Origin of the sequence: Rhodococcus sp. 06-418-5 (assembly GCF_002258285.1) — a bacterium.
GTDB lineage: Bacteria > Actinomycetota > Actinomycetes > Mycobacteriales > Mycobacteriaceae > Rhodococcoides.
Window position 1 is genome coordinate 720,316 of record NZ_NOYE01000012.1, and the last position, 15,713, is coordinate 736,028.

The 15,713-nt window shown below is 66.2% G+C and carries 12 protein-coding genes; 8 read left to right on the plus strand and 4 right to left on the minus strand.

Going from position 1 to position 15,713, the window contains the following annotated elements:
- Positions 1 to 8 precede the first annotated feature (8 nt).
- A complete protein-coding gene (gene cobG / locus CH274_RS09055) occupies positions 9 to 1,139 on the minus strand; it encodes a precorrin-3B synthase (protein ID WP_094657166.1) in 1,131 nt (376 codons plus the stop codon).
- Between the two features lie 232 nt (positions 1,140 to 1,371).
- Between cobG and cobN the strand changes: the two genes are divergently transcribed.
- From cobN to CH274_RS09070, 3 genes are all read left to right on the plus strand, one after another.
- Positions 1,372 to 4,974, plus strand: a complete 3,603-nt coding sequence (cobN, locus tag CH274_RS09060) for a cobaltochelatase subunit CobN (protein ID WP_094657167.1) — start codon at positions 1,372 to 1,374, stop codon at positions 4,972 to 4,974.
- Between the two features lie 18 nt (positions 4,975 to 4,992).
- A complete protein-coding gene (locus CH274_RS09065) occupies positions 4,993 to 5,373 on the plus strand; it encodes a PPOX class F420-dependent oxidoreductase (protein ID WP_032398086.1) in 381 nt (126 codons plus the stop codon).
- A gap of 83 nt (positions 5,374 to 5,456) precedes the next feature.
- Positions 5,457 to 5,882 carry a VOC family protein gene (locus CH274_RS09070; RefSeq protein ID WP_032398478.1) on the plus strand — a complete coding sequence of 142 codons (426 nt, stop codon included), beginning with the start codon at positions 5,457 to 5,459 and terminating at the stop codon, positions 5,880 to 5,882.
- A gap of 16 nt (positions 5,883 to 5,898) precedes the next feature.
- On the opposite strand, the gene CH274_RS09075 is transcribed toward CH274_RS09070, so the two are convergent.
- From CH274_RS09075 to CH274_RS09085, 3 genes are read right to left on the minus strand one after another with little or no spacing between them, the layout of a single operon-like run.
- Positions 5,899 to 7,275 (minus strand): metallopeptidase TldD-related protein, encoded by a 1,377-nt coding sequence (locus CH274_RS09075; protein ID WP_094657168.1) that lies wholly within the window; start codon positions 7,273 to 7,275, stop codon positions 5,899 to 5,901.
- Positions 7,272 to 8,798: a TldD/PmbA family protein gene (locus tag CH274_RS09080; protein WP_256993508.1), complete on the minus strand. Its 1,527-nt coding sequence runs from the start codon at positions 8,796 to 8,798 to the stop codon at positions 7,272 to 7,274. The genes CH274_RS09075 and CH274_RS09080 overlap by 4 nt, the downstream gene beginning before the upstream one ends.
- Positions 8,799 to 8,809: 11 nt before the next feature.
- Positions 8,810 to 9,577: a TSUP family transporter gene (locus CH274_RS09085; RefSeq protein WP_094657170.1), complete on the minus strand. Its 768-nt coding sequence runs from the start codon at positions 9,575 to 9,577 to the stop codon at positions 8,810 to 8,812.
- 17 nt (positions 9,578 to 9,594) lie between these two features.
- Between CH274_RS09085 and CH274_RS09090 the strand changes: the two genes are divergently transcribed.
- The 5 genes from CH274_RS09090 (at position 9,595) to lnt (ending at position 15,244) form a co-directional block, all read left to right on the plus strand.
- The gene (locus CH274_RS09090) at positions 9,595 to 10,758 is read left to right on the plus strand and encodes a sensor histidine kinase (RefSeq protein WP_094657171.1); all 1,164 of its coding nucleotides are present in this window, start codon (positions 9,595 to 9,597) and stop codon (positions 10,756 to 10,758) included.
- A gap of 16 nt (positions 10,759 to 10,774) precedes the next feature.
- A complete protein-coding gene (locus CH274_RS09095; protein WP_094647900.1) occupies positions 10,775 to 11,431 on the plus strand; it encodes a response regulator in 657 nt (218 codons plus the stop codon).
- Positions 11,432 to 11,512: 81 nt separating this feature from the next.
- Positions 11,513 to 12,049, plus strand: coding sequence for an FxsA family protein (locus CH274_RS09100; protein ID WP_094657172.1), 537 nt, complete (start codon positions 11,513 to 11,515; stop codon positions 12,047 to 12,049).
- A gap of 17 nt (positions 12,050 to 12,066) precedes the next feature.
- Positions 12,067 to 13,662 (plus strand): amidohydrolase, encoded by a 1,596-nt coding sequence (locus tag CH274_RS09105; RefSeq protein ID WP_256993509.1) that lies wholly within the window; start codon positions 12,067 to 12,069, stop codon positions 13,660 to 13,662.
- Between the two features lie 19 nt (positions 13,663 to 13,681).
- Positions 13,682 to 15,244 (plus strand): apolipoprotein N-acyltransferase, encoded by a 1,563-nt coding sequence (gene lnt / locus CH274_RS09110; RefSeq protein ID WP_094648001.1) that lies wholly within the window; start codon positions 13,682 to 13,684, stop codon positions 15,242 to 15,244.
- Positions 15,245 to 15,713: the final 469 nt, after the last annotated feature.

The following is a 15,713-nucleotide window of genomic DNA, read 5'->3' on the forward strand; positions in this document are numbered from 1 at the left end:
GCACCCACTCAGGACACGCGGTAGCCGATTCCCGTCGCGATGACGTCGGTCACCTCGCCCTTGGGCCGTCCACAACGCCGTTCGCACCCGGACCAGTGTTGCCGCTCGTCGCGCGGCGTCATCCGGGCATCGACTGCCGCGGAGAGGTCGGCTCGCACGTCGGCCAACGACTTCTCGCACCCCGGCGATCCGGTGCACGCACTCACCCGAATCCACGGAGATGCCGCGTCGAAGATCAGTCCCATCGGGGCGAGCACGCGGACGACCTGTTCGGCCGGTTCCTCGTCCAGGTCGCACACTATCAGCGATCGCCACGGCGTCATGATCAACGGACGGTCGATGGCGGCGAGGAACTCGGCGAGCCGCGCCCCGAGAACACCGTTGGCCAAGCCTGCGGCCAGCACCACCAGACCGTCGTCCTGGTCGAGCCATCCGATCGGTGGCACCTCCACGGGTGCGGGCAACGTCAGGGCGGGGCCGGCCGAGAGCCCGAGACGGTCGATGATCTGCGCCGGGCCGTCATCCAGTTCGGCCACCCGCCACTGGGACTGCCGCAGTTCCACGAAGGCACCGGCGCAGTCCAGCAGCGTCGAGACGACCTTGTCGCGGTCCACGCGAACGCCGCTGTCCCGGCCCGCCAGCAGCACGGCGAACGAACCGTCGGGCTGGGCGTAGGCACCGAAGTCCGGTTCCAGTCCGCACAGGTCGCCGCGGCCGTCGTCGAGCGCGAAGAGCGTTCGCCCCGGCAGTTCGGCCAGGTCGGCTCGTGCGCACAGGCCTTCGTCCAGCGCGCCGATCAGCGCGCGCACGTCGGTGAGGCCGCCCACCCGGCCCGACAGTGGAGAGGCGAGTATGTTGCGGACCCTCTCGTGCGTCGAGGACGGAAGCAATCCTGCGTCGGCCAGCCTGCTCGCGAAGCCGTCCGGATCCGACACCGCGCGCACCTGGATGTTGCCCCGCGAGGTCAGTTCCAATGTGCCGTCACCCAGCTCCGCAGCGGCCTGCGCCAGCACCTGCATCTGGCCCGGCGACACGACTCCGCCCGGCAGCCGAACTCGTGCCAGCGGCCCGTCCGCGGCCAGATGGGTCGTCAGCGCTCCGGGGCAGCCGTCGGGCACCGACCTCTCTGGCGAACTCATGGTCACCAGGCTACAAGCGCAGCGGGTGGCCCGATTCCATGCTCGCCCCGGTAGCATTCGATGTCCACGGCTCAGGCCGAGAGGAAACCGGCGAGAATCCGGTACGGTCGCGCCACTGTGACGCCCCATCCAGTCCCTCGGGACGGGGCAGGAGTCAGACCCTCTCGCCGACGAGTCGAAGACCGACACACCGATTTCCAGGGGCGCGAAACCCCCGAGGAGGGCGTTACCCGTGTTCTTGCTGCTGTCCACATCGGACACCGATCTGCTCAGTGCCCGTGCCAGTGGAGCCGACTTCACCTGGGGAAACCCTTCTCGCCTTCTCGCCGAGGACATACCGGCGATAGCTGCGACGGCAGAGCTGATCATCGTGCGCATCCTGGGGTCTCGTCGATCCTGGGAGTCGGGCATCGACGCCGTCCTCGCCACCGGACTGCCCGTCGTCGTACTCGGCGGCGAGCAGGCACCCGACGCCGACCTGATGGAGATCTCGACGGTCCCCGCGAACGTCGCCGCGCAGGCGCACAACTATCTGGCCGAAGGTGGGTCCGACAACCTGCGTCAGCTGTACAACTTTCTCTCCGACACCGTGTTGCTGACCGGGCACGGTTTCGACGCCCCACGACACCTCCCGACGTGGGGTCACCTCGAGCGCCACTGCGCGAGCTCCGACGGTCCGACGGTGGCCATCCTCTACTACCGCGCCCAGCACCTGGCCGGTAACACCACGTACATCGACGCTCTCGCCACCGCGGTCGAGAACGCCGGTGCCACCGCGCTCCCGATCTACTGCGCGTCGCTGCGCACCGCGGAAGCCGACCTGCTCGACACGCTGAAGTCGGCGGATGCCCTGATCGTCACCGTTCTCGCCGCGGGAGGCACCAAACCGGCCGGAGCGTCGGCAGGCGGGGACGACGAGGCCTGGGACGTCGCCGAACTCGCTGCCCTCGACGTCCCGATCCTCCAGGGACTGTGTCTGACGAGTTCGCGCGCGACGTGGTCCGAGAACGACGACGGACTCTCCCCGCTGGACGTGGCCACGCAGGTCGCCGTCCCGGAGTTCGACGGCCGGCTCATCACGGTTCCGTTCTCGTTCAAGGAGATCGACGACGACGGGTTGACGACGTACGTTCCGGACCACGAGCGTGCTGCTCGGGTGGCGGGCATCGCGGTGCGGCACGCCCGGCTGCGGCATATTCCCGCTGCCGACCGCCGCATCGCGCTGATGTTCTCGGCCTATCCCACAAAACATGCGCGGATCGGCAACGCCGTCGGTCTCGACACTCCGGCGAGCGCGATCGCGCTGATGTCCGACATGCGCGCCGCCGGCTACGACCTCGGACCGCTCGACGGCCCGGATTCGGTGCCCGGTCTGGCGGCTCGCGACGGTGACGCACTCATTCACGCGTTGATCGCCCGCGGCGGCCAGGATCCCAACTGGCTCACCGACGCCCAGCTCGAGGGCAATCCCATTCGCATCTCGGCCGCGCAGTACGGCCGGTGGTTCGAGCAGCTTCCCGCAGATCTGCGCGACGGCGTGATCGAGCACTGGGGCCCGGCGCCGGGCGATCTCTACGTCGATCGGTCTGCCGATCCGAACGGTGAAATCGTCATTGCAGCAATGCAATTCGGCAACGTGGTGATCATGGTGCAGCCACCTCGGGGATTCGGCGAGAAGCCGGTTGCGATCTATCACGACCCGGACCTGCCGCCGAGCCATCACTATCTGGCGGCCTACCGGTGGATCTCGGCCACCGAGGCCGACGGCGGCTTCGGTGCGGACGCCATGGTTCACCTGGGCAAGCACGGCAACCTGGAATGGCTGCCGGGCAAGACACTCGGTATGTCCGCCTCCTGCGGAACCGATGCGGCGTTGGGCGACCTGCCGTTGATCTACCCGTTCCTCGTCAACGATCCGGGGGAGGGCACGCAGGCCAAGCGTCGCGCGCACGCCACTCTCGTCGATCACCTGATTCCGCCGATGGCGCGTGCGGAGAGCTACGGTGACATCTCCCGGCTCGAGCAATTGCTCGACGAGCACGCGAACATCTCGGCACTCGATCCGGCCAAGCTGCCTGCCATCCGCCAGCAGATCTGGACGCTGATGACCGCGGCGCAGATGCACAAGGACCTCGGACTGGAGGAGCGCCCCGACGAGGAAGTGTTCGACGACATGCTGTTGCACGTCGACGGCTGGCTGTGCGAGATCAAGGATGTGCAGATCCGCGACGGCCTGCACATTCTCGGCCAGGAACCCGTCGGCGATGCCGAGGTCGAGTTGGTTCTGGCCATGCTGCGTGCTCGGCAGATGTGGGGCGGGGAGCAGACGGTTCCAGGTCTGCGCGAGGCGCTGGGTCTGAGCGAGGACGGAGACGAGGATCGCACCCGCGTCGACAGTATCGAGGCCGTCGCCCACGGATTGGTCGCGGCGATGCAGGCAACTCAGTGGGATCCCGCAGCGGCCGCGCGAGTGGCGGGCGAGCACGGCGGGGTGGTTGCACAGATTCTCGAGTTCGCCGCAGCCGAGGTCGTTCCGAGACTGCGCGGGACCTCACGCGAGATCGCCCAGGTACTGCACGCGCTCGACGGCGGTTTCATCGCGGCAGGGCCCAGCGGTTCACCGCTGCGTGGGCTGATCAACGTTCTGCCCACCGGCCGCAACTTCTACTCCGTCGATCCGAAGGCCGTGCCGTCGAAGTTGGCGTGGGAGACCGGTCAGGCGATGGCGGAGTCACTGCTCGCTCGCTACCGCCAGGACCACGGCGAGTGGCCGAAATCGGTCGGGCTGTCGGTGTGGGGCACGTCGGCCATGCGGACCTCCGGCGACGACATCGCCGAAGTCTTCGCACTGTTGGGCGTGTCACCGGTGTGGGACGAGGCGTCGCGCCGAGTCACTCGGCTCGAGGTGATCGATCTCGTCGAGCTCGGCCGTCCCCGCATCGACGTGACGGTCCGCATCAGCGGGTTCTTCCGTGACGCGTTTCCTCATGTGCTCGCATTGCTCGACGATGCGGTTCGGATGGTCGCCGCGTTGGACGAGCCGGCCGATCAGAACTACGTTCGAGCGCATGCTCAGGCCGATCTCGCCGAGCACGGTGACGAAAGGCGTTCCACCACACGCATTTTCGGATCGAAGCCGGGGACGTACGGTGCCGGGTTGCTGCAGCTGATCGACAGCAAGACCTGGCGCAGCGACGACGACCTGGCGCAGGTCTACACCACCTGGGGCGGCTTCGCGTACGGCCGTGGTCTCGACGGCGTTCCCGCCTCGGACGACATGCGCACCGCCTACAAGCGCATTGCCGTTGCCGCCAAGAACACCGATACGCGTGAGCACGACATCGCCGATTCCGACGACTACTTCCAGTACCACGGAGGCATGGTCGCAACCGTGCGTGCGTTGACCGGGAAGTCGCCCGAGGCGTACATCGGTGACAGCACGCGGCCGGAATCGGTTCGCACGCGCACGCTCTCGGAAGAGACTGCGAGAGTGTTCCGCGCCCGGGTGGTGAACCCGCGGTGGCTCGAGGCGATGCGCAGGCACGGGTACAAGGGCGCGTTCGAGATGGCGGCGACCGTGGACTATCTGTTCGGCTACGACGCGACGACCGACGTGGTGCAGGACTGGATGTACCAGAAGCTGGCCGAGACGTACGTGCTCGACGGGCTGAACCAGAAGTTCATGCAACAGTCCAATCCGTGGGCGCTGCACGGTATCGCGGAGCGGCTGCTCGAAGCGGCCGAACGGAAGATGTGGGCCGAGCCGGACAAGCAGGTTCTCGACGGGTTGCGCAAGGTGTATCTGGAAACCGAGGGCGAGCTCGAGGGCGAATAGCGACGTATTCTGACCAGTATGGCTGCCACCTTCGAAGACATTGCCAAAGGCAAGTACGTACTGCTGACGACGTTCAAGAAAGACGGCACCGGGGTTCCGACTCCGCTGTGGGGTGCTCTCGACGGGAATCGGCTGCTGGTCTGGACGGTGGCCGATTCGTGGAAGGTGAAACGGATTCGCCGCAACCCCGCAGTCACGCTGGCACCGTGCGACATGCGCGGTAACCCTCAGGGCGACGCGGTCGACGCACGGGCCGAGATTCTCGACGCGGCCGAGACGGAGAAGGCTCGCTCGGCGATCGCGTCGAAGTACGGACTCATCGGATGGCTCACGGTCAAGGGAAGTGTGCTGCGACGGGGCAAGAGCGGTTCCGTCGGATTGGCGATCACCGCCGCCTGAGTTGCGAGCGGTGCCATCGTTCGCATGCGCGGTTCCGAATGCTTCGTGAGGCAGCTTCCCCTGCTGCCGGAATGGAGCACCACGTGCCAATCGCAGTGACCGATTACAACCATGTTCGCCTCACCGTCAGCGACATCGAACGGTCCCGGTCGTTCTACGACTCGGTGTTCGGCTTCGACGTCGCGTACGCCTGGGACCCCGACGCGGACGAAGAGACCAAGAAGGCGCTGTGGTTCCTCTTCGGCGGCGTCATCTACAAATTCGGTGGTGGCCTGCTCGGTCTGCGCCCGGTCGCACCGAGCGACGACACATTCGCCGAGGACCGTTGCGGACTCGATCACCTCAGTTTCACCGTCGACACCCGCGCCGCCCTCGAGGACGCCGTGAAGACACTCGACGAGTTGGGTATCGCGCACGAGGGCATCAAGGACGCCGGGCCCGGACTGTCCATCGTGGAGTTCCGCGACCCCGACAACATCGCACTTGAGCTCTCCGGCCCCGACAAGTAGGTCGCGCTACCGAGCCCTACTGCGCGGCGCTCACCGACGACATGTGAAAGTCGGGGATGCGTAGCGGCGGCATCGCCGTGCGAGTGAACCAGTCCTTCCACTCGCGCGGCAGTGTCGCCTCCGTTGCGCCTGCCTCGGTGACGCGTCGCAACAGATCGAGCGGGCTCTCGTTGAAGCGAAAGTTGTTCACTGCGCCGGTGATCCGACCGTCCTCGATGGCGTAGACCCCGTCTCTGGTCAGCCCGGTGAGCAGCAGCGAGGTGGGATCGACCTCTCGGATGTACCAGAGAGTGGTCAGCAGCAGGCCCCGCTCGGTTGCGGCAACCATCTCCTCCAGCCGAGTATCGGTGCCGCCGGTCATGACGAGATTGTTGCCCGGCACCGCGACGGGTGCGCCGAACTTCTGCGCGGCGGCACGCGGGTAGGACAGGGCCGCGACCGAACCGTCGCGCACCCAGTCGACCCGCTCGATGTCCATGCCGTTGTCGAACACCGATACCGCATCACTCGACGAGCCGGCGATCACGAACGGCGCGTACTCGAGTCCGGATGCGCGTGGGTCGGAGTACAGCGTCAGCGGCAGGTCGGTGAGTTTCTCACCGACTCTCGTTCCCCCGGCCCGCGAGAGAGCGGTGCGGCCTTCCTGCGCTCCGCGGCCTTCCATGGTCCACATCAGGTAGATCATCAGATCGGCCACCGCCGACGGGGGCAGCAGAGTCTCGTACCGACCGGCGGGCAGTTCGACGGTGTTCCGGGCCCAGCCGAGTCGGGTGGACAGTTCCGCCAACATGGTTCGGACCGAGACGTCCCGGAAGTCGGTTGTTCCTGTGCCCACCCAGGCGCTCGCCCCGGATCGCTTGCCGTTGATCTCCACCGATCCGGTGGGTTGGGTGAACGTACGGCGCACACCGGTCGAGGTTCCGAGCCAGACGTTGTCGACGGTGTGCTGCGCGAATCCGTACAGCGTGTCCTCGCCGTCGAATCCGACGTTCAATTCCGTTGCCAGCGAACCGAACACGTCGATCGACGTGTGCGTCGCACTGCGGTCCCAGTTCTCCGATCCGGAGGCGGACCCGACCGAATCCGAAGGCAGCAGCGGCATCGCGTCTTCCGCGGTCTCTGCCGATCGTGCTGCCGATTCGCTCGCCCGCACCACCGCCTCGATGTCGTCCGGGTCGACACTCGTCGACGACACGGTACCGACTCGAGTGCCGTCCGCCCCGCGCACGATCGAGATGACCTCCCAACGACGCGAGGTGGCGATTCCGTTGGTGGTCATGGAGTTTCCGGCCCACCGCAACGTTGCGTCACTGGAGTCGGTGACGATCACGATGGTGTCGTCGACACTCGCGTGGGCGAGTGCACGTTCGATCACGAGCTGCGGAGCGATCATCGGCCTGCCTCCGATCGGGTGTTGAGGACGTTGACGCCGCGGAACAACGCGACGGGGCAGCCGTGGCTGACGGCGGCAACCTGCCCGGGTTGGGCCTTGCCACAGTTGAATGCGCCGCCGAGTCGCCACGTGGACTGTCCACCGAGCAGTTCCATCGAACCCCAGAATTCGGTGGTGGTCGCCTGGTACGCCACATCACGCACCTGGCCGTCGAGCACGCCGTTGCGGATTCGGTAGAAGCGTTGGCCGGTGAACTGGAAGTTGTACCGTTGCATGTCGATCGACCATGATTTGTCGCCGACGACGTAGATGCCGTCCTGCACCTCACCGATGACGTCGGCTGTGGATCGATCGGTGTCGGGGTCGGCCTGCAGCGACACGTTCGCCATACGCTGGATCGGCACGTGATGCGCAGAATCGGCGTACGAGCACCCGTTGGACCGCTCGAGACCCAGTTTCGGGGCGAACACTCGGTCGAGTTGGTAGCCGACCAACATCCCGCCGCGCACCAGATCCCATTTCTGCGATGCCACTCCGTCGTCGTCCCAGCCGATGCTGGCCAGACCGTTGACCTCGGTTCGGTCCGCGGTGACGTGCATGATGGGCGATCCGTAGCGCAACGTACCCAGCTGGTCCGGAGTCGCGAACGAGGTGCCGGCGTAAGCGGCCTCGTAGCCGATGGCCCGATCGTATTCCGTTGCGTGCCCGATCGATTCGTGAATGGTGAGCCACAGGTTGGTCGGATCGATGACGAGATCCGTCGGTCCTGCCACGACCGACGGTGCCTTCACCTTCTCGGCCAACCATTCGGGTATTTGCGCAAGCTCGTCGGCCCAGTCCCAGGTGCCGTTCTCACCCAGGTACTCCCAGCCTCGTCCGACCGGTGGCGCGAGGGTACGCATGGTCTCGAACGCACCGGCGGATCGATCCACGGTGGTGGCCTCGAACTGAGGATGGAGTCGCACCCGCTGCTGAGTGATGCTGCTGCCGGCCAGATCCGCGTAGAACGACTGCTCCTTGACCTGCAGAACCGAGGCGGTGACGTGGTCGACGCCATCCGACGCGGCCAGCCGGGACGAATACTCCGCGAGCAGTGACACCTTCTCGGCGGTGGGTACCTCGAAGGGGTCGATGTCGTACTCCGACACCCACGTTGCGTTCGAGTACACCGGCTCGGCAGCGAGTTCCACGCGTTCGCGATTGAGTGCGCGCAGCGCTGTGGCCACCTCGACTGCGCTCCGGGCCGTGGCTGCGGCAGCGTCGGTGCCGAGCTCGGCGTGCGATGCGAAACCCCAGGTCCCGTCGACCACGACCCGCACGGCGAGACCGATCTCCCCGGCGTCGACGGCGGATTGAACGGAGCCGTCGCGCAGCGAGATCGACTGAGTCGTCGAGCGCTGCACGCGAACATCGGCGTGCGTTGCCCCGGCGGTCCGTGCCGTGCTCAGGGCGGCGTCCGCGAGGGCCTGCAGGGGCAGAGCCAGGAAGTCGGCGTCGACCGACCGATCCGATTGTCTCGTCACGCCTGAAGACGCTAGCCGAATTGTTGCCATCCGAGTCGGACGACCATCCCCACCACCACGACGAGCAGGACGATTCTCACGAATCCGGCACCGCGGGCGACCGCTGTACGCGACCCGAGAACGGCACCGAACACGTTGCACACCGCCATGACCGCTCCGAGTTGCCAGTAGACGCTGCCGGTGACCGCGAAGAAGGCGAGGGCACCGACGTTGGACCCGACGTTGATCACCTTGGCCATCGCGGCGCTGCGCACGAACTCGGTACCGAGCAGCGTGGCGAAGGCGATGATGAGGAACGTCCCGGTGCCGGGCCCGAGAATGCCGTCGTAGAAGCCGATTCCGGCGGCTGCACAGCCGATGACGATCATAACCTTGCGATGGGTCGGCGGCGACGGTGCCGCCGTTCGGCCGATGGTCGGACGGCAGGTGACCAGTACGGCCACACCGACGAGAACGACCATGATGATCGGGATGAACAGCTCGCGATCGATCAACGACACCGCAGCAGCGCCTGCGGCCGAGGCCACGGCGGCAAGGACGGCGGCCGGAATCAGCACCGGCCAGTTCAGCGGGACCTTCCGCGAAAAGGTGACGACGGCGGCGACGGTACCGAACACGGCAGTTGCCTTGTTCGTCGCCAGCGCCGCCTGCTGCGTCAGCTGAGGGGCGACGAGAAGGATGGCGGGCAGCAGGATGAGACCACCTCCGCCCACCACGGCGTCGACCCAACCGGCGGCCGTGGCAGCGACCATCAGCAATCCCCAGTCGGCAGCAGTCATACGGCAAACTCAATCACATGCGTCGATTCAGTCTGTGGCTCCGTGGGCAGCCGTTCGTGGCCGACGCCCTGCTGGCGGCCGGGCTGTTCGTCCTCGACATTCTGGTGTTCGTCAGCTCGGTCGACGGTCTCAACGCACCGTTGTTCCTGGTGTTCTCGGTCGTGCTGACGATTCCCGTTGCATGGCGGCGCCGTCTGCCGCGCTCGATCGCAGCGCTCACTCTCGTCACCGCGCTCGCCTCCGACACAGCAGGCAGCCTGGCGGGCGATGCGTACAACGGTCACCCGGCCGCTCTGGCCCTGCCGATCATGCTCTACACCCTGGTTGCGTACGTCGGTCGAATCCAAGCCGGCATCTATGCCGTCGCGCTCGCTGCGTACACCGCCGCGAGCCTGTACCTGTTCGACCAACCGGTCTTCACGACGCTGTTGTTCAGCGCGCTGATGTACGCGCTGTCGTGGGTTGCGGCGGAATTTCTCGGTGCCCGCAGGGCATACGACGAAGCGACGCAGGCCCGTCTCGTCGTGGCCGAGTACGACAGGGACAGACGCGCCGAAGAAGCGGTGATCTCCGAGCGCACGCGCATCGCACGCGAGCTGCACGACGTCATTGCCCACAGCGTCAGTGTCATGGTGGTCCAGGCCGACGGTGCCTCGTATGCGATCAGACGCAACCCCGAGCGTGCAGAGCAGGCCGTTGCCAACATCTCCGCCACGGGCCGGTCGGCGCTCGCGGAGTTGCGTCGAACGGTCGCGTTGCTGCGGACGTCGCCCGACTCGGACGACATGCCCCAGTACGGGACAGCGGGACTGGCGCGTGTCGTCGAGATGATGGGTCGGGCCGGGTTGAACGTCGAACTCGAACAGACCGGAAATCTGGACGACATCAGCCCGGCGATCAGCCTCGGAGTTCATCGGTTGGTCCAGGAATCGCTGACCAACGTTCTCCGGCACGCCGGCCATGCGCCGCGCGCCGTCGTCAAGGTCGTGCGCGAGGAGGAGGCGGTCACCGTCGAGATTTCCGACAACGGCACCGGCTCGGGCGCACCGACGTCCGCGGACGGCGGTGGGCACGGACTGCTCGGAATGCGTGAGCGAGTAGCGGTGCTTCGAGGAACCCTGCATGCGGGTCGGACGCCACACGGCACTTGGCTCGTGCGGGCGACGCTGCCGATCGAGTGAGGGCTAGGTTGGGTCGGTGTCGATCACCGTTGTCGTCGTGGACGACCAGGAACTCATGCGCATGGGATTGAACATGGTGCTCGAGGCACAGGACGACATCGAGGTGGTGGGGGAGGCGGCCGACGGGGCAGGTGCCGTCGAAGCCGTAGCGAGACTGGCACCGGCGGTGGTGCTGATGGACGTCCGGATGCCCGGTGTGGACGGCGTGACCGCTACCCGCACCATCACCGAATCCGGTTCGGACGCCAAGGTTCTGGTGATGACGACCTTCGATCTCGACGAACACGTCCTCGGTGCACTCAGGGCGGGGGCCAGTGGATTCCTGCTCAAGGACACTCCACCGGAGGACCTGGTCTCCGCGATTCGCAGCGTGGCCGCAGGCGACGCCGTCGTCTCACCGAAGGTGACCAAGCGCTTGCTCTCGAGGTTCGTCGCACAGACTCCGTCGACCACCGACGCCTCCGTTCTCGACGCTCTCACCGGCCGTGAGCGCGAGGTGCTGGTGCACCTGGCGACCGGCTTGTCCAATGCGGAGATCGCGACCGCACTGCATCTGTCCGAGGCGACGATCAAGACCCACATCGGCCGCATTCTGACGAAATTGGGTGTCCGTGATCGAGTCCAGGCGGTCGTGCTGGCGTACGAAACCGGACTCGTGCGGCCGGGTTCCTGAGAATCTCCCGGCAAACCGGTCACACCGGGAGCGATTTCGATGCCCCGCGCGTTGTACCGATGAAGCGAAGAAAGGACCGTCATGCTCGCTCTGTTCGTACTCTATGTCGTGGTCGAGGTCGCAGCGCTGGTCGCCGCGGGAAGCGCACTCGGTGTGCTCTGGACAGTGGTGTTGCTGATCGGCGGATCGCTGGTCGGGTCACTGCTGGTGCGATCGCAGGGCAGACGCGTGTTGGACGGTCTGCAGAGGGCATCGAGAGGCGAACGATCGGCCGGCGGAGCCGTGGCCGATGGAGCTCTCTTCGCCGCAGGGTCGGTCGCGATGTTCGTGCCGGGTCTGGTGACCACGGTGATCGGATTGCTCTTGATGATCCCGCCGACCAGGTGGCTGCTACGCCCGGCGGTGATGTGGGCCGCCGCACGCTGGTTGCCGCAGGTTGCGACCGCGACCCGGCGCATGCGCCCCACCGTCATCGACGGTGAGATCCTCGACGATGACGTCGACAGGAGTACTCGCGCGCCGAATGCATCCGGTTCTGCGCTGATCCTCGAGGGACAGGTGATCGAGGCGGACCGGTTCGATCCCGCCGGTGGGGATTTCCGGAAGCCACACCGGTAGGGGCAGACTGGTCGTTCGTGACCACCGAATTGTTCTGCGGCGGACGGATCTACAGTCCGATGGCTTCCGACGCCACCGCCATGGCCGTGACCGATGGAATCGTCAGTTGGATCGGTGAGGATCGCACCGGGCGAGCGCTCCACCCAGGGGTCCGCATCACCGATCTGGCCGGGTCCTTCGTGGCACCGGCGTTCGTGGACACTCACGTGCACGTCACCGACCTGGGGCTGTCGTTGGTCGGACTCGATCTGTCCGACTGCATCTCGCTCGAACACTGTATGCGGGTGCTCGCCGACCACGCATCGTCGTCGTCGGACGCTCTCGTCTGGGGACACGGGTGGGACGAAACCGAGTGGCCCGAACGTCGCGCACCGTCGACAGCCGACCTCGATGCGGCGGCGCCCGGGCGCCCGGTGTATCTCGCTCGCGTCGATGCGCATTCGGCAGCCGTCTCGACGCCGTTGCGCGTTGCCGCCGCCGGTATCGAATCGACCAGCGGCTTCGCGGGGCAGTCTCCGCTCACCGCTGCCGCGCATCACCTCGCCCGGCTGACCGCGCGGTCGATGATGACGGCCGATACCCGGGATCGGGCTCGAACGGCTGCGCTCGACAGTGCTGCGGCGCAGGGAATCGCCGCTGTCCACGAATGTGCCGGGCCGATCGTGTCGGGGATCGACGACTTCCGTGCACTGATGTCCACCCGACACGGAGTGGAGGTGCGCGGATACTGGGGCGAGCTGGTCGAGACGGCCGAGCAGGCCCGACAGCTTCTCGAGAGCACCGGTGCCCACGGGTTGGCCGGCGACATCTTCGTCGACGGCTCGCTGGGGTCGCGGACCGCATGGTTGTCGTCGCCGTACGCCGACGATGCCGGATCGGGCGTGTCGTACGAGAACGTCGATGCGATCGCCGCACACATCTCGGCGTGCACGACGGCAGGAGTGCAGGCTGGTTTCCACGTCATCGGTGACGCGGCGATTTCGGCTGCCGTCACTGCATTCGAGCAGGTGGTGGCCGAACTCGGAACTCCTGCCGTCGCCGCGTGCGGGCACCGGCTCGAACATCTGGCCATGGTCGCACCCGAACAGGCCGACAGATTGGCGTCGTGGGGCGTGATCGCCAGCATGCAACCGATGTTCGACGCACTGTGGGGCGGCACGGAAGGGTTGTACTCGGCACGGCTCGGCGCAGACCGGGCGTCGGCGCTGCATCCGTTCGCGCGCTTGGCGTCGGCGGGGGTGTCGCTCGCGTTCGGGTCGGATGCGCCGGTCACCCGACCCGATCCGTGGGCGACGGTCAGGGCGGCGGTCGATCACCGCACGCCGGGCAGTGCCATCTCGCCCCGGGCAGCGTTTTCGGCCTCCACCCGCGGAGCATGGCGCGCGGGCGGAGTCCGAGACGGATTGGCAGGGACATTGGTGCCGGGGGCTCCCGCGTCCTTTGCGGTGTGGGAGGTCGACGAGCTCGTCGTCCGAGCACCCAAGGACAGCGTGCAACGGTGGTCGACGGACCCACGCGCGGGGGTATCCCCCTTGCCCGGTCTCGACCCGTCGTCCACGGCTCCACGGTGCTCGATGACCGTGCATCGCGGACAGGTCATCCATGAGAACTGAGTCCGCTTCGGGTGTCGAGATGGTGGTGTCATCGGCGGAGCGGCTGCGCCGGGCCGCACTGTCCACTGCGCTCTCAGTTGCCGGTGGTGCGCTGATATTCGCGAGCTTTCCGCCGCGAACCCTGTGGTTCCTGGCACCGCTGGGTATCGCGCTGCTGGCCCTCGTTCTGACCGGCTTCGGCGGCCGTGGCTCGGTATCGCTGAAAGCGGGATTCGGCTACGGCTGTGCCGCCGGCCTGGGATTCTTCGTTCCGCTGCTCCCATGGATCGGTGTGTACGTGGGACCGATGCCCTGGCTGGCGCTCGCCCTCGCCGAATCGGTCTTCGTCGGCCTGTTCGGAGTGCTCGGGGTGTTGGCGGCACGGAGTGCATGGTGGCCGTTGTCCATGGCATTGGCCTGGAGCCTGACCGAATGGCTCAGATCGAGTGTTCCCTTCGGTGGCTTTCCGTGGGGTCGACTGGCATTCGGACAACCCGAGGGCTGGCTGCTTCCCTTGGCGAGCATCGGGGGTGCACCGTTGCTCGGTTTCGGGGTGGCGCTGACCGGAACCGGAGCGGCTGCTCTGCTGTTCGCGGTCGGTCGACGAGGAGGAGTGCGTTCGTACCTCGGACCGGTCGCCGCAACGACGGTGGCGTCCATCGTGGCGCTGATGCTGCTACCGACGCTGCACAGCAACGCTGCACCGGAGGGCGACGAACGGACGGTGACGATCGCGGCGGTCCAGGGAAGCGTTCCGCGGCTGGGTCTGGATTTCAACGCACAGCGGCGAGCGGTGCTGGACAATCACGTGCGGGAGACGATGACGTTGGCCGCTGACGTCGAGGCCGGCAGGCAGCCTGCTCCGGATCTCGTCGTATGGCCCGAGAATGCGTCCGATATCGATCCGTTGAGAAATGCCGACGCTGCGACTCTCATCACAGAGGCGTCGGTGGCCGTGGGGGCTCCGATTCTCGTCGGCACGGTACTGGTCAATGCCGATGGCACGAACACCAATTCGGTGATTGCGTGGAACGGTACCGATGGGCCCGGTGAGCGGCACGACAAGAAGATAATTCAACCGTTCGGCGAATACTTGCCATTCCGAAGTTTCTTCCGCTTGTTCTCGGAATATGCCGACCGAGCGGGTTATTTCGTCCCAGGCGACGGAAATGGAGTGGTACGCGCCGGGGGAATAGCGGCCGGAATAGCGACGTGCTACGAAGTCGCATTCGATCGCGCCCTCGAGGAATCGGTCCGATCGGGCGCAGAGTTCATCGCCATACCCACCAACAACGCGACCTTCGGTGACACCGAAATGACCTACCAACAACTCGCGATGTCCAGAGTGCGCGCCGTCGAGCACGGGAGAACAGTTGTGGTGGCGGCGACGAGCGGCGTCAGCGCGATCGTGTCGCCCGACGGACACGTTCTGCAGCAGACGCCGCTGTTCACCCCTGACGTGCTGGTGTCCAGTGTCGTACTGCGACAATCCCTCACCGTCGCGACACGAATCGGCGTCGGATCGGAACTGGTGCTGTGTCTGGCAGCCGTCGGAGCACTCGGCGCAACGCTTCTGTCCGGGCGCCGCCGTTCCGCCTCGTGAAACAATCGCCGAGTCGGTGAACAGTGGGTTTTTCGCGTCGCCGAGTCGGATACGAGTAGGGCAAAGGCGTTCGACCCGGCACGCGGAGTCATTCGATCGACCGAATAGCATCTGTTCGAGTAGCACTCGCGGTCACTTCTGTAACAGGCTGGAGACGGCGATCGATGGTTCTTATGATTACCGTCCAAAAGAACCCTGCCGATGTTGTATCTTTGTAAGCCGCTGGGATGCTCGACGCGGGATTTCCGGGCTCGACTTTCAGTGGATGACCGACAGTCTCGCGTTGGTATGTGAGCGCTGCACCGACGCCGACAGTGTCGAGCGTGTCGTACGCCTGGCGGGGAGGGGAGTTCGTGTCGTACAGGACAATGGATTCGAGAGTCACCACACACTCATTCGTAGAACTCGCGGTTTGTTCCATCCGGTAGAACCGGGTTCTCTCCCTGTTTCAATCCGATCGGTGATGCGC

Bases quoted from the DNA above. Each gene is read 5' to 3' on its own strand.
- cobG (WP_094657166.1), bottom strand. From the start codon at position 1,139: ATGAGTTCGCCAGAGAGGTCGGTGCCCGACGGCTGCCCCGGAGCGCTG.
- CH274_RS09065 (WP_032398086.1), top strand. From the start codon at position 4,993: ATGGCTGCCACCTTCGAAGACATTGCCAAAGGCAAGTACGTACTGCTG.
- CH274_RS09075 (WP_094657168.1), bottom strand. From the start codon at position 7,275: ATGATCGCTCCGCAGCTCGTGATCGAACGTGCACTCGCCCACGCGAGT.
- CH274_RS09085 (WP_094657170.1), bottom strand. From the start codon at position 9,577: ATGACTGCTGCCGACTGGGGATTGCTGATGGTCGCTGCCACGGCCGCC.
- CH274_RS09090 (WP_094657171.1), top strand. From the start codon at position 9,595: ATGCGTCGATTCAGTCTGTGGCTCCGTGGGCAGCCGTTCGTGGCCGAC.
- CH274_RS09100 (WP_094657172.1), top strand. From the start codon at position 11,513: ATGCTCGCTCTGTTCGTACTCTATGTCGTGGTCGAGGTCGCAGCGCTG.
- lnt (WP_094648001.1), top strand. From the start codon at position 13,682: ATGGTGGTGTCATCGGCGGAGCGGCTGCGCCGGGCCGCACTGTCCACT.